The sequence below is a fragment of the Oscillatoria nigro-viridis PCC 7112 genome (assembly GCF_000317475.1).
GTDB lineage: Bacteria > Cyanobacteriota > Cyanobacteriia > Cyanobacteriales > Microcoleaceae > Microcoleus > Microcoleus nigroviridis.
The window spans coordinates 2,819,599-2,837,708 of record NC_019729.1; the positions used below are offsets into that span (position 1 = coordinate 2,819,599).

The following is an 18,110-nucleotide window of genomic DNA, read 5'->3' on the forward strand; positions in this document are numbered from 1 at the left end:
TGGTAGCTTATTCCTGACTAACTTCGGAAGTCATCAGCTATCAGTCACCAGTTTATGACTGATGACTGCTCACTAATGACTATCTATTTATACTTTTTTCGGCGACAGCAGCATCATCATACTGCGTCCTTCTTTTTTGGGGGCTTGCTGCACTTCTGCGATTTCCTGCAAATCTGTGGCCATGCGCTTAAGCAAGTCCTCTGCTAGGTTGCTGTGTTGGATTTCCCGACCTCTGAACATGATCGTGGCTTTTACTTTGTCCCCTGATTTGATAAAGCGGTCTGCTAGTTTAAGACGCACTTGGTAGTCGTGTTCTTCAATTTTGTAGCGCATCTTCACTTCTTTAACATCGGCAGTGTGCTGCTTCCGCTTTGCTTCTCGCGCTTTCTTTTCCTGCTCGAATTTGTACTTCCCATAGTCCATTACCCGGCATACGGGCGGGTCAGCTTTGTCGCTGACAAGTACGAGATCGAGTTCTTTTTCTTCTGCGAGGCGCAGCGCTTCTGCAGGCGTCAATATCCCTAGTTGCGCGCCGTCGGTATCGATTACCCGGATTTTGGGGTATCGAATATTTTCGTTGATCTGGGGTAGGTTGCGATTTTGTCTTCTTTCAATCACAGGCATGAATGGTTTTACAAGCAGTAGTTTAATAGCGAAGGTTCTTGATAGTTACAGGTTCGATCTGTCAATATTTCACGATTGACGATCGAACTGTTTTATAAGGTGTTACCCTTACCGGACGTACTACCGGGCCCTGTCTCCCCTCCGCTAAAGCCTTGGGGAATATTTGGACGATCGTAAATGAATTCTTACAATACTTGCTATTCTACTCAGTCTGGCTGAGTTTCTGCCTAGTTTTATTTTAACTTCACACACGATCGCCCGCCCCCTTGCCCGATTGATGACAAAACCGTCAAAAATTCAGGGTAAAAGCTTAAGGATGAGGTAAAACCGCTTTCCACAGCCCATCTCGCCCGGTCTGGCAAGTCCCCCAAGTCGCCTGATTTGCCTTGTAGAATAGGTATAAGCAAGTGTAAATTTATGTTGCGAGCTGAGGCAAAATTGACAAATTCTCTGCTGTGGCACCAACGGGTGGGAACTCAACGAGACTGGATGTGGCGGGGTTGGCAAACTCGCTACACTTATTTGCGGCCCGATGGGGTACGAAATCAAGACGCGCTGGAATTTCAAGATTCTGCGCCCGAACCAATGGCCGCGCGCGCATCGGGAACGCCGATTATTTTACTGCACGGGTTTGGAGCTTCGATCGGTCACTGGCGACAAAATCTCGCCCAACTCGCCGAAAACCAAACCGTTTACGCCTTGGATTTGTTGGGTTTTGGCGCTTCCCAAAAAGCTCCGGTCAATTACTCTGTGTCTTTGTGGGTCGATCAAGTTTATGATTTTTGGGTGACTTTTATCCGAGAGCCGGTCGTCTTGGCAGGAAACTCGATCGGCTCGCTAATTTGTCTGGCCGTAGCCGCTGCTCACCCGGACATGGTGGCCGGCACGGTGATGATCGGCCTCCCAGACCCCTCTGTGCGAGCCGAGGCGGTGCCCGGATGGCTGCTTCCGGCGATCGAAGCGGTTGAAAGTTTGTTTGTTTCTCCGATCGTACTCAGGCCTTTGTTTTATTTGGCCCGCAAGCCTTCCTTTGTCCGTCGCTGGGTTTCCTTTGCCTACTCCAACCCCGAAGCTGTTACCGACGAATTAGTGGAAATTCTAGCAGGGCCTGCGGGCGATCGGGGAGCGGCCCGCGCCTTCTGCGCTTTATTTAAAGCTGTAGGAAGTTCACAGTTTGGCCCCAGTGTCAAGACAGTAATGCGAAATTTAACAATCCCGATGCTGTTAATTTGGGGCAAACAAGACCGGATGGTTCCCCCTCGGTTCGCCCGACCCCACCAATTTGTCGAATGCAATCCCAATTGTGTAGAGCTAGTTGAATTAGATAATGCCGGCCACTGTCCCCAGGATGAATGTCCCGAACAAGTAAATCAAGCAATTTTGAACTGGATGAAGCAGAATTTTGTACCTGCGGGCAAGAGCAAATTGCAGCGCTGTTGATTAGACACAGGGCGGTGCGTTGCTAATGGAAAAAAATAACTTGCAGGTATCGATCCCGCTCAAAAATAAATTTGCTAGAACTCGATCGCATCGGTGGTATGGTATAGCAGATGTTGAAGGCTATAGGGGCGAAGCGGAGCGGGTAAAAAGAAGTCCTGCAAGAAGGCGCAATCGAGCGCTTAGGTTTCAAAAATTAAGAACGTCCTCACCGTCAGGGCGGTTGCGATCTTACAAAACTTCCCTATCTTGAGAGTCAGTCGATTTGAGGTTCGAGATTGACTCCCCAGCCGCTATCTAGAGGCTTGAACCAACCTAAAGCACTTGTTGGCTGTGGACGACTCCTGCTCGAAAGTAAGTCTTCGTCTTTCTGTGATGTCATGTATCTACTGTTATTGATTGCCCCTTTTTTTAGAATGTCAGAGATTGACACAATCACCAAGATAGTGTATCTTCTCTAACTGGTAGTACACATCCAAGTTATGCAGTTAGTCGAAAGGCAAGTCATTAAACCAAATCACAGGTTTTACCCAGAAGCCGATCGATTGTCTTTGCTGTCCAACAAACTTTACAACTGCGATAACTATATCTACGGTCAAAACTTTTTCTCAGGTCAACCAACCAATGCTCTGGGTCTCTATAGTCCACTCAAAAAGAGTCTCAAGGACAAAGCATTGCCGGCCCAAGTAACACACAAAACTCTCGGGTGACTGCTGAAAACATGGACTAACTATCATAGTGTCAAATTGGCGGGCGCGCTCGCGATCGCCCTACTAAGTTTCAAGCAGCACTGAAAATCCCTGACTAAAAAATCCCGAAAAAAAGAGAGCAGGGGCGATATGTAGTTGTATTCAACTGTCAATCTGTTAGGAAAAAAGTAGCAAAAAAGCTTTTCTCAAAGAATATGTCAGTTGGTCTGGGACTAACATTTGGTAGCCTTGAAAAGTTACCTAAATCTTGGAACTCCGGATTGTTCCCGAGGTAAGTTGTTAAGTGTTCGAGGTAGTTTAGGAAAAGTTAGAACAAAACGCAAATGTAAAGCGGATTATAACCGTTGCCGTAACAAGCTTCGCGAATATTAAAGATCTATGAAACCCCTCTCTTGAAAAACGGTAAAATTCTAGATTCTAACTTGTACCTTCTAGCTTCAAGAAACACCTTGTTTCTTGCTCCTAAAAATAAATACCTTACCTTGTGCCAACAATCTTTCAGTCAGCTTATAACCGATCGCCCCCAAGTATACGGGAAAGTTCAAAAATGCCGGGATCTGGCATTGTGGAGCCTGTTAACGCATAAAAAAGTCAATTTAGCCAACAACTGACGGCCCCGGTGCCCCCGGTCTGCTGGCGGCTAACTGCTGAAAGCCGATCGGGCAAGCAGCGCCCTTCCAGCTTTTGGCAGTAACGCAAACGAGGAAAAAACTGTCGTGAAATTCCACTGGCTACTACCGAGTTTCTTAAGTGTATTTTTGCTCGCCGGAGCCGCCGAAGCAGCTAGACTGCAATCTTGGCGGTTTGATGCTTCAGAGAACCGGCTTTACATTACAACAGAGGGGGGAGTACAACCCAAGGCTCAACTGATTTTCAACCCGATGCGGTTGGTAATCGACTTGCCGGGGACGAGTCTGGGTCGTCCCTCGGTCAGCAAACCGCTCTCAGGGGCGATCGAATCGGTGCGGGTAGGGCAGTTTGACGACGATACCACCAGAATTGTGGTCGAGATCAAAGACGGGTTTACTATAGACCCTCAGCAAGTAAAATTCCGGGGTATTTCTCCGAGCGAGTGGACAGTGGATTTGCCAACGCCGGTGCGGGGAGAAACTCAAAATCCGATTTCAGAGCCAGGGGGAGAAAGGTTATCGATTGAACCTTCAGCATCCCAAGCCCAGTCGGCCGAGGCGACTGTAGTTCAGAACGTTCAGGTGACGGCGGACGGTTTTTTAGTCCGCACTGCGGGCGGTCGCCCCCAAATTAATTTTGAACAAAGTCGGGCCGGGGACATCGCCACCCTCGATATTGAAGGAGCTAGCTTAGCTCCGGGCCTAAGCAGCCAACAGCCTCAAACGAACGGCAAGCACGGGGTTGACAAGATTGAAGTCCGGCAACTGCCAACAGACCCGCCCGTTACCCGCGTGACTTTGCGGATGAAGAATTCTAATACTCAGTGGCGGGCGTCTGTGAGCAATTTGGGCGGGGTTGTGCTATTGCCTGGAAGTGTAAGACAGCCCTCGGTTGCCCGCAGCCTGACTGTAGCTCCTCCGGCCAGACAAGCTCAAGGAAATTTAGCGAGAGTTCAGTCCATTGATTTAGCCAGTAACGGCACGCAACTCGTGGTCAGAACTGACCGCCAAGTCTCCTACACCAGCGGGTGGGATCAGGGGTCGAGAGCTTACTGGATCAGGATCGCCTCTAGTGTCCTGACAGGCGAAATTCCTCAGCTCGATGCCAACAGTCCTGTATCGTTTACTGCCAGCCAAGAAGATGCGGAGACTGTGGTGATTTGGGTGCAGCCGCGGTCGGGGGTAGAGGTAGGCAGGGTGACGAGACCGAACCCGCAGTTGCTGTCTTTGCAGTTACGATCGAATGCTAGCGCGCAGCAGCCTTTGACTCGCACTCCCAATGTGCAGCCTTTGCCGAGAAGGACTTTCGGAACCGAGGATTTGCCCCAAGCTTCTAACCGCCGCGCCGTAGTAGCGATCGATCCTGGCCACGGTGGCCGCGATCCGGGGGCAGTCGGGATTCAAGGCATTCAGGAGAAGGAGATTGTTTTGGATATCTCTTTTCAGGTGGCGAGGCTGCTGGAACAGCAGGGGGTGCAGGCGGTGATGACTCGGACTGATGACAGCGAAATCGACCTGGAACCCAGAGTTTCTTTGGCGGAACGGGTGAATGCTACTTTGTTTGTCAGCATTCACGCTAATGCGATTAATATGAGTCGGCCGGATATCAGTGGGATTGAGACTTATTATTTCAATAACGGGGAAGATTTGGCCAGGGTGATTCACGGCAGTATTTTGCAGGGGACGGGGGCGACTGACCGCCGAGTGCGGCAGGCGAGATTTTACGTTTTGAGGAAGACTTCTATGCCTTCTGTTTTGGTGGAGGTGGGTTTTGTCACGGGTGCTGAAGATGCTGCTAAGCTTTCTGACCCAGCTTACCGCAGTCAAATGGCGGCTTCGATCGCTCGCGGCATTTTACTTTATCTTCAACAAAGATAATGGGCAGTGGGCAGTTGACTGTTGACTGTTGATTAATGTTATTGGTTATCTGTTATTAGCCACAGCAAACGATTAACAAATGACAAATGACAACTGCCAACTGCCAACTGCCAACTGCCAACTGCCAACTGCCAACTGCCAACAGATAACTAACTATTAACAAATGACAACAGACCCTGGACAACAAAGAATCGGTATTTTTGACAGCGGCGTGGGCGGTTTGACTGTTTTGACCCAGTTGTACCGACAATTGCCCAACGAATCGATACTTTATTTTGGAGATACGGCGAGGCTGCCTTACGGCACTCGCACGCCGTCAGAAATTGTGGAGTTTGTCCGCGAAATTATGGCTTGGTTGGTGGAACAGGATGTGAAAATGGTGATTATGGCCTGCAACACCAGTTCTGCTTTGGCGATGGAGATGGTGCAGGCTGAATTTGATATCCCGGTGCTGGGAGTAATTCTGCCGGGGGCGCAGGCTGCGGTGCAGCAAGGCAAGCGGATCGGGGTCATCGCAACTCCTGCTACGGCTGCTAGCAATGCTTATCGAAATGCGATTTTGGAGATGGACGATTCTTGCCTGGTGTGGCAGGTTAGCTGTCCGGCTTTTGTGCCGCTGGTGGAGCAAAACCGGATTCACGACCCTTATACTTGTGAGGTGGCTCGGGAATATTTGGCTCCTTTGATTCAGCAGCGCATCGATACGCTGATTTACGGCTGCACTCATTATCCCCTGTTGGCTCCTGTGCTTCGATCGCTTTTGCCTGCTGGGGTGACTTCGATCGATCCTGCGGTACGGGTGGTGGCTGCTGCTGCCAGAGAATTGGAGCTTTTGGGGCTGCGGAATGCTGGTACTGCGCTACCGACTCGTTTTTGCGTGAGCGGCCCCCCGCAGCAGTTTGCCCAGTTGTCGGTGCAGTGGCTCGGTTGTACTCCTGCTGTTGAGAAAATATCCCTGCCGACAGTTGTACGTAGCGAAGCGGGGCGTAAGCCATCGCCCGTATCGCTCGAATCTGCCGAATAAGCCGGAAAATTTATAGGTTAATCGAACCCCCCAAAACTCAGGTAAAGCTGGCTCTGGGGGGTTTAATTATTGCTATGTAACCTAGCAATTACACATCAATAGGTAATATTATTGAACAAAAGCTTTGATGAACAATGCAAATAATGTCCTATACGTGCTGGAGATCTTCAGCCTTGAACCATGTCACTCTATGTATCACAAGCAGTTTTACTTGTAGACGGCTATAACATAATTGGACTTTGGCCTCGACTCCGAGAGAAGCGCGATCGCGACGAACTCGAAACAGCTCGCCGCGAGTTGATTGAGGTTTTAGTTAACTACAGCGCCGTTCAAGATTTTGAGGCTCGACTGGTGTTTGACGCGCACTATCGAGATACTCCCGGCGTTAAAGAAATTATTACTAAAAATTTATCGGTGCACTACACTGACTTCGGTCAGACAGCAGATACTTATATTGAAAAATCTTGTGCTAGTTTGCGCTACGAGTTGCGATCGGTCAAAGGCAAAGGCCGCATGATTGTCGCCACCTCAGACCGAGCGCAGCAATTGACCGTAGTTGGCTACGGTGCCGAATGGATGTCCGCCGAACAACTAGCGGCTGACGTAGAATCCACCGCCCGCCGCAGCGAGCGCCGGCACAAATCCCGCAAACAAAATTCCAGTCGCTTTCTCGCCAGTTCCCTCGATCCGGAATCTCAGCAGCGCCTCGCCAAGTTGAGAATGGGGCTGCATTAGCTGCTGAAACCCGCTCGCTGTCTGACAAAAAAAAAAGTTTATCAAAGGCCTTGCCAAATCGAGTAAGTTCAGATATTGTTAGTAATTGTGGGTAACAAAAACCCCCAATCCTCGGTAGCTCAGTGGCAGAGCGGTCGGCTGTAATGAATGCAAGCCTTTGGCATCAACCAAAAGCCCTAGTGACATAGCAGCTCTATCCGGTAACGGGTACTGAAAAATCGGGTGAATTCAAGGAAACCGCAGCACTTCGGGTGGCGACAATCTTGAGCCAAGTCTGGCGAAAGGCAGCGGTTGCGATCGCAAGTAGCCGGAAAGGTGCAGAGACTAGAGATGAGGAGCCTAACCAATAAATCTCACAGCGCCCGACATCCGACGACAGATCGCACAAATGATTTGTAGGGATGATGAAATAGTCCGCCCCCTTCGGAAACGTTGGGATAAGTGTAACCGATTGGTCGTAGGTTCAAATCCTACCCGGGGAGTTAGTAAAAGTCTGAAGTTGGAATTTTCCAGCTTCAGACTTTTTGTGTTTGTTGCGCTGGCGAAATAACATTCCGATTCAGCGGCTACTAATAACCTGGAACTCATAACCAGCGACGTTCGTGAGTCTGTTGCACGAGAATTGTTATACAGGATTATTTAGAGTGCAGAAATGCAATCATATATCAGCTTGTTCATTGGGCTAGCATTGGAGAAATACCCCAAAATATGATTCCTACTGATTTTAGTCTGTTTACGACAGCCTACTGCTGCTGACCAAGATAACCAATCTGACTTTCCAACACGAAGATGTTCAGACCTGAGTTCAGGTAATCCAAACCGATGGTCTGGGATCTCAAGTACTTTTGCTTGTGTCAAGCTTGTGGCGTGAGGATGATTATATAACAAGTCAATTATGTCACCATAATTATGAGAGTTCATAAGATAATCTTCTGTCATTTTAGCCAGCCAAAATAATTGATTTTCTGTGGTATTTCTAGAGGTAGTAAGAAATTCTTGAACCAGGTTAGATAGCTCTGTTTTATCATTTAAATATCGGCAGTAAGTATAAACAGTTTTGCTAAGGCTTGGGAAACGTTCTAGAAAACTTCTCATTCGCTCTAGAACATCACTTCCATGATCTCGGAGTAGAATTAAAACCAGTTCAGCATCTTCTTCATGAATATCTGGATCTTTTAAAATATCTAGCAAATATTCGATTTCCTCATCACTCAGCTTCTCATACTCTTCCTCTTCCTCATCCTGCTCAAACTCTATACCAGAAACTTCAATAATATGTCGTCTAACTTGCAATAACCCTACTTTAATAACATCAACTTGCTTTTCAATATTAATTAGGGCTTGCTGAATAAGTGCTGAAAGGTTCACCACATGAGGGCTGCGATCGCCCGAGCGTGGGTGGTGAGTGCAACAAATACAGGTAAAATAGTACAGAACCCTTGCACCACCGTTAACAGTTGTGTACCGAAAAGTTGACCCAGACGGCACCCCACCAGAAAGCTTTGAATTTCCTCATGGAGGAAAATTAGCCTCAGACAACCGTTGGGTAATGATGGCCCAATTGATACCGTGGTCAGAATTTGAAGCAGAATATGCTGAAAATTTTGCCTCATCTATAGGGGCACCCGCTAAATCATTTAGGATAGCATTGGGGGCATTAATCATCAAAGAGAAATTGGGAACTAGCGATCGCGAAACTGTAGAACAAATTCGAGAAAACCCTTATCTACAATACTTTATCGGTCTCTCATTCTATAGCAATGAGATTCCATTTGATGCCTCCCTATTGGTTCATTTTCGACAAAGAATCAGCGTCAATCTCGTCAATAAAGTGAACCAAAAGATGGTGAAGAATCTCCGAGAATCCCCGACACCTCAACCTGAATCAAGCAAAAAAAAACCAGCAGAACTAAATGAGAGTGAAAATCAGGGAAAATTATTATTAGATGCAAGTTGTGCTAGCGCAGATATCACCTATCCAACTGACATAGGAATTCTCAATCGAACAAGAATGCAAACCGAAAAAATCGTAGATATCCTCTACGAGTCAATCAAAGACCAATGCCTGAAAAAACCCAGAACCTACCGCAAAAAAGCTCGTAAAGATTACCTAGCGATTGCCAAGCAGCGCCGACCGACGCAGAGCAAAAAAGAACAGCCATTAAAAAGCAACTGCAATATATCAAAAGAAACCTAGCTCATATTGAGAAATTAATCGAGTTAGGCTCTCTTTTGGAGAACTTGAGTAAGCGACAATATAAACTGCTGCTAGTCTGTCAGGAAGTTTACCGCCAACAATCCTGGATGTACCAACACAAAACAAATAGAATTGACGATAGAATAGTAAGTTTAACCCAACCCCATGTTCGTCCCATAGTTAGAGGAAAAGCAGGAAAAGCCACAGAGTTTGGAGCCAAAATCTCAGCGAGCAGTTGTGACGGGTATATATTTTTAGATCGAATTAGTTGGGATAACTTCAATGAATCAGGAGACTTAATAGCCCAAGTAGAAGCATTTAAAGAATTCACAGGACATTACCCAGAATCAGTTCACGTTGACCAAATTTATCGCACTCTATCGAATAGAGCATGGTGTAAAGAAAGAGGAATTAGGATGAGTGGTCCGCCCTTGGGAAGACGACCAGCCCATGTGAGTAAAGCAACAAAAAAGCAAGCTCAAGAAGATGAGAAAGCTCGTCAAGCTATAGAAGGAAAATTTGGTCAAGCAAAAAGAAGATTTAATCTCGATCGAGTGATGGCTAAACTCGATAATACATCCCAAACAACGATTGCAATTGCTTTTTTAGTTATGAACCTTGTGGCTGGGTTATTGCGGTTATTGTGGCTTTTTGTGTGTCAATTTTTATTAATAACAACTGGAAAGAAGGCAACGATTATCAAAAGTTATATCCTGGTATTACAACTAAAAGAAAAACTTAAGTTGAGCGTAGGCTAGCAATAGCGCGATGGAACTTTTTTGAGTTTTTTGGACTTATTCAGCAAGCCCTAATTAGACCTCCTGCGAAAGTCTGAGAGAGTTGTAAAATAGATAGAAATTCAACTAATCTAAAATGAGTTACAAACAAGTTAAGAATCTAGAGCCTACAGAGTTCAAACGTTTATGTGGTGTCACTCCAGCAACATTTGAGCAAATGGTAAAAGTAGTGGCGGCGGAAAAAGTTTTAGCAAAAAAGAGCGGCAGACCTAGTAAATTAAGCATTGAGGATCAAGTGTTAATGACCTTAGAGTACTGGCGGGAGTATCGCACTCATTTTCATATAGGAGTAAGCTGGGGATTGGATGAAACAAATGTGCTCAGAAATATCAGAAAGGTTGAAAATATATTAATTAAGTCAGGATTATTTAATGTGGGCGGTAAGAAAAAAGCAAAAGAGATAGATTCAGAGACAGAATTACTAGCGGTGGATGTTGCAGAACATGAGGTAGAAAGACCAAAAAAAAAACAGAAGAGATATTACAGTGGCAAGCAAAAGTGCCATACAGTGAAATCACAAGTATTGGTAAATCAAAAAACGAAAGAAATTATCTGTATCGCAGTCAGTCAAGGGAAGGTACACGATTTTAGAATCTGGAAAGAAAGTCAGATAGACCTCGGAAAAAAGACAGAACTATTAGCAGATAAGGGATATCAGGGGATTGACAAGATTCATCCTCACAGCCGAACTCCCATCAAAAAGACTAAGAAAAAGCCTTTAAGTAAAGAGCAAAAGCAATTCAATAAGATCTTAGCAAAAGAAAGAATTGTTGTTGAGCATCTTCATAGAAGATTAAAGATATTCAGGCTTCTCTCGTCGAGATATAGAAATCGAAGACGGAGATTTGGGTTAAGGATTAATTTAATTGCAGGAATTTACAATTATGAGCTGTATTTATCATCACAACAGGCAATCGCTTGATACTTTCGCAGGAGGTCTATTGAGAGCATCTCAGTTTTGCAAAAAGCATTTTTTTTATTCGTCGGAGCGTCCCCGCACAGCGAAGGTTGCAGAACGAAGCGAGCGGGGAGGCTCGCACTATAAAACCAAAACTGAGATGCTCCCGATCGCTCATATATGTCAACCCATTCTTACTACTCACCGGAATCTTCTTTCGTGAATCGAGTTTTTTCCGCAGCCGTTTATTTAGGGTCAGGTGCGTCATGAACGAGAGATTTTAATGGCTTCAAGTATTTGGCTTAGGCACCATACAAATACTAAATATATAGTTTTTTGCCTATAAGTTTATTCATCGTAAGGTGCGTCAGAAACGAGATTTTGACTGAGATCAAGTATCTGGATGATGCACCCTACCGAATACTAAACATCGCGTTCTGTTCGCACCCATTTGGTTTGCCGCTTCAGGAGAAAACCTAGATACAAAGGGATTTTCCAAAGGATGTAAAAAGGTACAGATAAGAGAGTTGAGCCAGAAATATCGGCACGCCCGAATTTTGCCCAAGCGCTGACAATGGAAACTAAAATCAGCAATCCTTGTACTGCTAACAAGACGGCTGGAATTGGGGATGTTCCCAAAATTGCTGCTAGTATGGATGCTGCAAAAGCGGCTAGCCAGATAGCGACTAAAAGCGATAGGGGAGGGACGGATAAGTCGAGGGCGATCGCCAATAAGTCAAAACGTTTTTGCTCGACAGAAGCTGCTGTCAGCCGGGGAGTTTGAGTTAACAATGTCTGTATGTGACCGTGTTCCCATCTGGTTCTTTGACTTTTAGCTGCTTGCTGCTGCTGCGGCAAACACCCGGTGACGTTGGCTTCGGGGCAGAATACTGTTGGATGTCCGGCGATCGCCAAATCCAAACTCATCTGCATATCTTCAACAATATTGCTGCTTGCTAGGGAAACCGATCGAATTATCGACCAGGGAAAAGCCATGCCAGTACCTGTTAGTAATGATGGGAATCCTAACTTTTTTAATCCGCTGGGACGGACTAAGTTTTTCACAAGAAATGCTAAAGCAGAAATGGAATCTTTAGGAGTAGGATTTGGTGGCTGTTCCATGAGATAAGTTGCTTGCACTGGTCTTTGTTCGGCAACTGCAACCCGGGCTAATTTTTCTATAGAGTCTGGCTGACAGATGCAGTCTGCGTCAACCATGATGACTACTTCGGGGGGGTCTGATTCGATCGACTGCAAGCCGAAATCCAGTGCGTATCCTTTGCCCTTGCGTTGTGTGTCTTGGCGCTCGATCGCACTTGCACCGCAGTTGCGGGCGATTTCTGCCGTCTGATCCGTGCAGTTGTCAGCAATCACTAACAGGCGGTCTTGAGGTGTTAGCTGCGGCAATATGGTGGAGATGGTGGCGGCAATTCCTGCTGCTTCGTTGTAGGCAGGAATTAAAACGGCTACTTTGGGGCGGGGCGCTTTAGTTTCCGCTGTGTCGCCCTGGCCGGAGAATAAAGCTGCACTGCATTCTAGAAATAGAACTGAAACGGGAATTAGAAGGATCAGGGCGATCGCCAATAGCACAACATCAATCAATAGGAAGAGTAGCTGATTAATTTCCACAATTCTAGTACCTTAATTTAATTTTATTTTTTGCGTTCATTGAGTTTATTTAATCTTATTGCACCTTTGTTAACTCACTGTGCCACGCTCTCTAAACTATCATTATATCATCCCCGCAAAAAATCACCATTCTCACATTTGTTGTGAGGACTTAAGTTCTCCTAAAACTACTAGGACTAGCGTCCTCACTACCAATTAATTTGATTGCGGTTGTGCGGTTAAAAATAATATCATATCATGTCAATTCTGACAATGTTAAGTCACTCAATTTAATTAAACCTCAAACAAGCTCAGACTGGAGAAACCCGGTTTCTAAAAGAAACCGGGTTTCTAGGTGTTCTATTTTGAATCAACTAAACACTTAGTCGATGTTTAACGTCAAATCCGGTTGCATCGGAATAATAAAATCGAGTCAACAGTTAACACTCAACCATTGAGTTTTTCGACCCCCAGTCAACAGTAAACAGTCAACAATCATTTCGCTCGTGCAACCGGAATTGATATAACTCATTCATCCCCTGTGGGTGGGCACTCAGGAAGCAATCTCCCAACTCAAAACTATGTTCAAGCTACGCTGCATCGGGGATAGCAACAGGTTCAGATTTTTTGGTTGTGAACTGTGCGGGGGGTGCAAATTCTCTGAGATATCTCGACACCGATCGCAAATACCCCACTTCTGCTTGAATAGAATCCAGGGTAGAAAGACTCTCAACTAAGTCATCAAACTCATCTGCCCTAACTCCAGCACTGTGCAAGACTTCTTGGTTAAGCCGCCCGCAGATTCCTTGCAGGAGGAGTTCGATAATCTCGCTATAGTCAGCGATTTCCGTTCCGTAACCTTGCAATTTCTTGGGATTGATTCCCCACTGCAAAATCTTCAACAAGTCTTCAGGGGCACTCCACGCAAAAGAGGAAGCAATCACTTCTTTTTCCGCTGCCACAAGAGCGTGCTTGATTTGCACTTCGGGGAAATCTGGATCGATGATTAGGCTTTCCAGCTTCGACACTTGTTTATCTAACACGCGCAAAGAAAAAGGAGCTAATTCTACACTCACCATGTCGCCAGCATCGTTAACACTTCTAAAAGGATCTTCCAACACATTGATTAGGAGGTGAATGTCTGTAGGTTTTTTCCAGTCAAACTGTCCCAGGAAAAAAGGTTCTTCGTATCCCGGCAAAAGTCCTTGAAAATAAATCGGCAGATTTTTGCCGGATTCAAGAATTTTATAAAGAGCTACTTCCAAGGTTTCTGTCGGCCAACCGAGATTACTTACAGCAACAAATTTCAGTTTTCCGGGAACGGACACAATCAGAGAATTCAGCAATAAATGTACGGCTTCAAAAAGATTTTGAGCAGTTACGTAGCGGTGGGGAGCGTGAACGTTGACTGTTTTACCTTGCTCTACTTTTTTGGACATTTGCTCGCAGAACAAGCTATTTTCCAACATATGAGTAAAGCGAACCATCCCGTAAGTGACATCTCCTTCTTGAGCTGCTTTGGCAAATTGCCATTCGGCAAACTTCTTCGAGGCGGCGTAAACTTCGGTTGTAAAATATCGAGATGTTTTGCCTGTAGAAGAGAAGATGCAGTGTTCTACGCCGTATTCTTCGCAGAGTTGGATGACGTGTTTACATCCTAATAGACTGGTTGTAACTGTTTCTCGAATTTTGATTTCAGCTAGTCCGGGTTGGCGTTGGGCTGCTAGGTGAAAAACAATTTCTGGTTTTTCTACCTCAAATATGTGTTTCAGCGCCTCGAAGTTGCGAATGTCGGCGGCATAGAAAGTTACTCCACCTTGTCTGGTAAAAAGCGGGAGATTTTCTTCGGGGTTTTGACATCGGGCGTTGTCTGCGGAAATGATTTTCGTTGCGCCTAATTCAAGGAGTTTTTCGATTAAGAAACGACCGACACATCCTTCTCCACCGGTAATGAGGATGCTTTTTCCTTTGATTTTGCTACTGACTGCGGATGCGTATAGATGAATGGTGCGACCCCGCACGTCGCTAAAAGGTTCGCTTTCTAATTGTCCGTCCGCTTGATAGGCTGCGATTAGCTGTGCGGTGAGAGTTTGTAATGCCGCGAGGATTTGTGGATCTTGGGGTTCCGGGGAACCGGGGGGAACTAGCTGCTGGATGCGCTCGATTATTTCCGCTTTGCTGGCACCTTCAAACACTTCTCTTTGGTTAAATGCACTCTTCACTTTTTTGGCTCCTTTAAATTCTAGAAATACCGTTGCTGATAAGCGCGTTGTTAAACAAATTTTCGAGGGACAGAATCTTTAAAAGTCTGCTTGGTTGTAGGATTTTTTGGACGGCAAGCTACTTAATTGGAAAGACACGCGATCGGCTCTGCTTGTAGTTTTATTAAGCGCTTTTGTAACCTGCTTGCTTTTACGATCGGCAAATATCGGCAAAGTCAGAATGTTCTCTGTCGAAAATTTGTCACTACAACTATATACTTAAATTGCTGAGTGCTGCCAATACTCCGAACATATCTTTACTATTTCTTTGCAATAACCTACGAGTTTTCACGCAATTTTAAAGTTTATGTAAAGTAGGGTCTGCGTTTAAAAAAACTTAACAATAGACTCAACATTGATTATAGCATTTTACTTTTTAAGTAAAATGTATTTTTTGTTACTAAACATAGTTAAAATTTAAGTAAAAATACGCACAAAAGCATCGATCGAATATTTCCGTCTGCTGAAAATATTGTTACTTGATGGGTGGGGTAGTCCTGCTGTGCCTACCCCTGTATGTGTGCTGCGACTAGGCGCGAACGGTGCGTTCTTTTTTGCTGCCTTCAAAGCCACGAGCGTCGGCAACATCGTAGCCTCCTGTCCGCAAGCGACGGTCTAAATCGCTGGCCTCGGGAGAAATTTTTGCTGCTTCTTCGATCGTCACTCTGCCTTCAAGCACCAGTTTGTAAAGACCCTGGTTGATAATCTGCATTCCTTCGTAAGTATCGTGTTCCATTAATCGGAAAGCTTCATCATCAGCACCTTTCATCAAGTAATCGTGCATGGCAGGTGTATTCACCAAAATATCGTGAACTGCTACCCGGCGGTTGTCAACTGTAGGCAGCAAAAGTTGGGCAATTACCGCTACTAAAGAATCGCAAATTTGAATCCGCATCGCCTGTTGTTCCTCGGGCGGGTACAGGTTCAACAACCGATTAATAGCGTTAATGGCGCTGCGAGTGTGGAGAGTTCCCAATACTAAGTGACCGGTTTGAGCTGCTTGCAATGCTGTATTGATGGTAACGCGATCGCGCATTTCCCCGATGAGAATTACATCTGGATCTTCCCGCAAAACAGCCCGCAAAGCCTGCTGAAACTCGTGGGTATGCAAGCCGACTTCCCGCTGGCTGACCAAGCATTTTTTAGAAGGGTGAATGAATTCGATCGGGTCTTCAATTGTAACTACGTGCTTTTGCTCCATCTGATTGAGGTGGTCGATCATCGCAGCTACGGTTGTCGATTTCCCCGAACCGGTAGGCCCAGTAACCAATATTAATCCCTGCGATCGCAAAATGATATTTTTGAAAACTTCTGGCAACCTCAAGGAATCGATAGTAGGTATTTCCAAACTGATCAACCGCAATACTATGGCACCGCCGGTGAGGGACTCAAAACAGTTTAGCCGACACCGCACGAAGCCAGGGTAAAAAATTGCTGAGTCTAATTCCTTGGTAGTTGCAAACTGTTTTCGCTGTTCGGGGGTGAGAATTTCGGCTAGGTAATGTTCAAAAATTTCTGGCGTTACTTTGGGGTGGTTAGTTGCTACTTGCATCACGCCCCGAATCCGAAATCGAGGTACTTGGCCGACTCGAATGTGAATGTCGGAAGCCGAGGCGCTATGGGCATCTCTGACCATTTGTTCGATCGTGCTGACGGGTGTCTCGACTGGCCGCTGCTGCTGGGCTGGGGGCGCAGCAGGCGCGGGTGCAGGAGGCGCGGGTGTTGCAGCCAAGGGCGGCGGCGGCGGCGGTGTTCGCCGGCGGGCTTGAGCCTCTGGTTGAAGGGGTGTAGGATTGTTTAATGGGTTCATTTTTTGGTCTCCAGTCAGTCTATTTTAGATTTTAGATTTTAGATTTTAGATTTACTCCACAGATTAATCTGGGAGCAGGAACTAGAGTCTAAAATTTGGCGATCGACCCTGACTGAGTGTACGTGGCAGGGTATCCGTTTTTGGGCGGGGTCAATGTAGATTTATTGCGAAAAAATGCCCGATTTCTAATCTAATCGCTCGCAGCTAATTCGGTGTTAAATGCTGAGAATATTTTACAATTAGGCTTGATGGGGCGATCGAGTAATTAACAATTTAAACTTCTATGAACATCGGTCACAAAATCGCCGACTGGCTCGAAAATCGCGCTGTTACCCCTGCCTACGCGGGTTGGCTGCTGTCGGGGATGACGGTTTTCTTTTTTGGGTCGGCGACTAATACAATGTCTGGGTGGCTGTACGTACTCAGCGGTGGGGGTTTGGCGCTGTTGGGAGTAGCGGCGGTTTTGCCAGCAAAATCGCTCCGTTCCCTGGAAGTCCGCCGCCGCCCCATCGAACCGGTGAGTGCGGGCGATCGAATCACCGTCGAACTAGAAATCGAAAATCGCGCCCGCCAACCTAAGACTCTGTTGCAAGTGGTAGACATCTTGCCGTTTGTATTGGGAGAACCGGTTGTCCGCCCGATCGAAGTCATAGAGCCTAACAGTATATACAGGGATACATACTATCTAGAAGTCCGGCAGCGCGGCGTCTATCGGTGGCAAGAGGTAAACTTGAGGACGGCGGCACCTTTAGGGTTGTTTTGGTGCCGGCGCAGCCGCCCAGTCAAAGCAGTGGCGGTTGTGTATCCACAAGTTTTGCCGTTGAGCACTTGTCCTTTGATCGATCGCATCGGTCAAGAAGACAGCCCGCAATTTTACAATCGCAGTCGATCGCAAACTGCCACCGAAGGTCTCACCCGCAACCTGAGACCTTACCGCCACGGAGACCCCACCCGCCTGATTCACTGGCGCACCAGCGCCCGCTACGGAGAATTGCGGGTGAGAGAGTTAGAAGTTGCAGCCGGCGGTCAAGAAATTATTATTGCTCTCGACAGCGCCCAGGGCTGGCAGCCAGAAGAATTTGAACGAGCCGTGACAGTAGCTGCGTCTCTTTACTTCTATGCTAGCAAGCGCCTGTTAAACGTCAAACTTTGGACTGCCGGGACTGGACTCGTATCGGGGAACCGGGTAGTTTTGGAAACTTTAGCGGCGGTTAATGCTGGGGAAGATGCGATCGATAATCGGCCGAAACTGCCGATAATTTGGCTGACTCAAAACTCTGCAACTTTAAGCACTCTTTGCCCGGGTAGTCGTTGGGTACTCTGGCCGTTAGCAACTGCTGAAACCGGCGAAAAAACTTTAGTAAAATACGATTTACCTGGTTTGAAAATTCGCTCTGACCGACCGTTAGAACTTCAGTTACAAGAAAGCATTTCATAAACTTGTAGAGGCTAGGCTCGTTAAGAATGAAGAGCGGAGCCGCTTCAGTCAGAATGGGAGAATT

At 46.3% G+C, this 18,110-nt stretch carries 14 protein-coding genes; 8 read left to right on the plus strand and 6 right to left on the minus strand.

Annotated features, from left to right (window positions below; translation table 11 throughout):
- Positions 1 to 87: 87 nt before the first annotated feature.
- Entirely contained in the window at positions 88 to 624 is a 537-nt protein-coding gene (infC, locus tag OSC7112_RS12000; RefSeq protein ID WP_006635262.1) for a translation initiation factor IF-3, read from the minus strand.
- Positions 625 to 1,041: 417 nt separating this feature from the next.
- On the opposite strand from infC, the gene OSC7112_RS12005 reads away from it, so the two are divergent.
- Complete coding sequence (locus OSC7112_RS12005; RefSeq protein WP_015176148.1) at positions 1,042 to 2,064, plus strand: alpha/beta fold hydrolase; 1,023 nt, start codon at positions 1,042 to 1,044, stop codon at positions 2,062 to 2,064.
- A 253-nt stretch (positions 2,065 to 2,317) separates the two neighbouring features.
- Here the strand turns inward: OSC7112_RS12005 and OSC7112_RS41745 are convergent, their stop codons facing one another.
- Positions 2,318 to 2,443: a hypothetical protein gene (locus tag OSC7112_RS41745; RefSeq protein WP_263053604.1), complete on the minus strand. Its 126-nt coding sequence runs from the start codon at positions 2,441 to 2,443 to the stop codon at positions 2,318 to 2,320.
- Between the two features lie 100 nt (positions 2,444 to 2,543).
- Here OSC7112_RS41745 and OSC7112_RS39645 point away from each other — a divergent pair, with 100 nt between their 5' ends.
- From OSC7112_RS39645 to OSC7112_RS12025, 4 genes are all read left to right on the plus strand, one after another.
- Positions 2,544 to 2,771 (plus strand): hypothetical protein, encoded by a 228-nt coding sequence (locus OSC7112_RS39645; RefSeq protein ID WP_051041509.1) that lies wholly within the window; start codon positions 2,544 to 2,546, stop codon positions 2,769 to 2,771.
- 716 nt (positions 2,772 to 3,487) lie between these two features.
- Positions 3,488 to 5,278, plus strand: a complete 1,791-nt coding sequence (locus OSC7112_RS12015) for an N-acetylmuramoyl-L-alanine amidase (protein WP_015176149.1) — start codon at positions 3,488 to 3,490, stop codon at positions 5,276 to 5,278.
- Between the two features lie 163 nt (positions 5,279 to 5,441).
- Positions 5,442 to 6,302, plus strand: a complete 861-nt coding sequence (murI, locus tag OSC7112_RS12020; RefSeq protein WP_015176150.1) for a glutamate racemase — start codon at positions 5,442 to 5,444, stop codon at positions 6,300 to 6,302.
- Positions 6,303 to 6,482: 180 nt separating this feature from the next.
- Entirely contained in the window at positions 6,483 to 7,037 is a 555-nt protein-coding gene (locus tag OSC7112_RS12025) for an NYN domain-containing protein (RefSeq protein WP_015176151.1), read from the plus strand.
- Positions 7,038 to 7,676: 639 nt separating this feature from the next.
- Here OSC7112_RS12025 and OSC7112_RS12030 read toward each other — a convergent pair.
- Positions 7,677 to 8,405 carry a hypothetical protein gene (locus OSC7112_RS12030; protein WP_190274383.1) on the minus strand — a complete coding sequence of 243 codons (729 nt, stop codon included), beginning with the start codon at positions 8,403 to 8,405 and terminating at the stop codon, positions 7,677 to 7,679.
- A 91-nt stretch (positions 8,406 to 8,496) separates the two neighbouring features.
- On the opposite strand from OSC7112_RS12030, the gene OSC7112_RS12035 reads away from it, so the two are divergent.
- Both OSC7112_RS12035 and OSC7112_RS12040 read left to right on the plus strand, forming a co-directional pair.
- Positions 8,497 to 9,992, plus strand: a protein-coding gene (locus OSC7112_RS12035; RefSeq protein WP_150111533.1) for an IS5 family transposase whose coding sequence is annotated in 2 segments (ribosomal slippage) — positions 8,497 to 9,184 and positions 9,184 to 9,992 — 1,497 coding nt in all. Because the reading frame shifts where the segments join, the coding sequence is not laid out codon by codon here.
- A gap of 115 nt (positions 9,993 to 10,107) precedes the next feature.
- Positions 10,108 to 10,953 carry an IS5 family transposase gene (locus tag OSC7112_RS12040; RefSeq protein ID WP_015176152.1) on the plus strand — a complete coding sequence of 282 codons (846 nt, stop codon included), beginning with the start codon at positions 10,108 to 10,110 and terminating at the stop codon, positions 10,951 to 10,953.
- Positions 10,954 to 11,352: 399 nt separating this feature from the next.
- Here OSC7112_RS12040 and OSC7112_RS12045 read toward each other — a convergent pair whose 3' ends face one another.
- From OSC7112_RS12045 to OSC7112_RS12055, 3 genes are all read right to left on the minus strand, one after another.
- Positions 11,353 to 12,558 carry a glycosyltransferase family 2 protein gene (locus OSC7112_RS12045; RefSeq protein WP_015176154.1) on the minus strand — a complete coding sequence of 402 codons (1,206 nt, stop codon included), beginning with the start codon at positions 12,556 to 12,558 and terminating at the stop codon, positions 11,353 to 11,355.
- 569 nt (positions 12,559 to 13,127) lie between these two features.
- Positions 13,128 to 14,759 (minus strand): polysaccharide biosynthesis protein, encoded by a 1,632-nt coding sequence (locus OSC7112_RS12050; RefSeq protein WP_015176155.1) that lies wholly within the window; start codon positions 14,757 to 14,759, stop codon positions 13,128 to 13,130.
- 568 nt (positions 14,760 to 15,327) lie between these two features.
- Complete coding sequence (locus OSC7112_RS12055; protein WP_015176156.1) at positions 15,328 to 16,608, minus strand: type IV pilus twitching motility protein PilT; 1,281 nt, start codon at positions 16,606 to 16,608, stop codon at positions 15,328 to 15,330.
- 283 nt (positions 16,609 to 16,891) lie between these two features.
- On the opposite strand from OSC7112_RS12055, the gene OSC7112_RS12060 reads away from it, so the two are divergent.
- A complete protein-coding gene (locus OSC7112_RS12060) occupies positions 16,892 to 18,046 on the plus strand; it encodes a DUF58 domain-containing protein (RefSeq protein ID WP_015176157.1) in 1,155 nt (384 codons plus the stop codon).
- Positions 18,047 to 18,110: the final 64 nt, after the last annotated feature.

What these genes read in the sequence shown, in the direction of transcription:
- infC (WP_006635262.1), bottom strand. Translation starts at nt 624, where the DNA reads ATGCCTGTGATTGAAAGAAGACAAAATCGCAACCTACCCCAGATCAAC.
- OSC7112_RS12005 (WP_015176148.1), top strand. Translation starts at nt 1,042, where the DNA reads ATGTTGCGAGCTGAGGCAAAATTGACAAATTCTCTGCTGTGGCACCAA.
- OSC7112_RS41745 (WP_263053604.1), bottom strand. Translation starts at nt 2,443, where the DNA reads ATGACATCACAGAAAGACGAAGACTTACTTTCGAGCAGGAGTCGTCCA.
- OSC7112_RS39645 (WP_051041509.1), top strand. Translation starts at nt 2,544, where the DNA reads ATGCAGTTAGTCGAAAGGCAAGTCATTAAACCAAATCACAGGTTTTAC.
- murI (WP_015176150.1), top strand. Translation starts at nt 5,442, where the DNA reads ATGACAACAGACCCTGGACAACAAAGAATCGGTATTTTTGACAGCGGC.
- OSC7112_RS12025 (WP_015176151.1), top strand. Translation starts at nt 6,483, where the DNA reads ATGTCACTCTATGTATCACAAGCAGTTTTACTTGTAGACGGCTATAAC.
- OSC7112_RS12040 (WP_015176152.1), top strand. Translation starts at nt 10,108, where the DNA reads ATGAGTTACAAACAAGTTAAGAATCTAGAGCCTACAGAGTTCAAACGT.
- OSC7112_RS12055 (WP_015176156.1), bottom strand. Translation starts at nt 16,608, where the DNA reads ATGAACCCATTAAACAATCCTACACCCCTTCAACCAGAGGCTCAAGCC.
- OSC7112_RS12060 (WP_015176157.1), top strand. Translation starts at nt 16,892, where the DNA reads ATGAACATCGGTCACAAAATCGCCGACTGGCTCGAAAATCGCGCTGTT.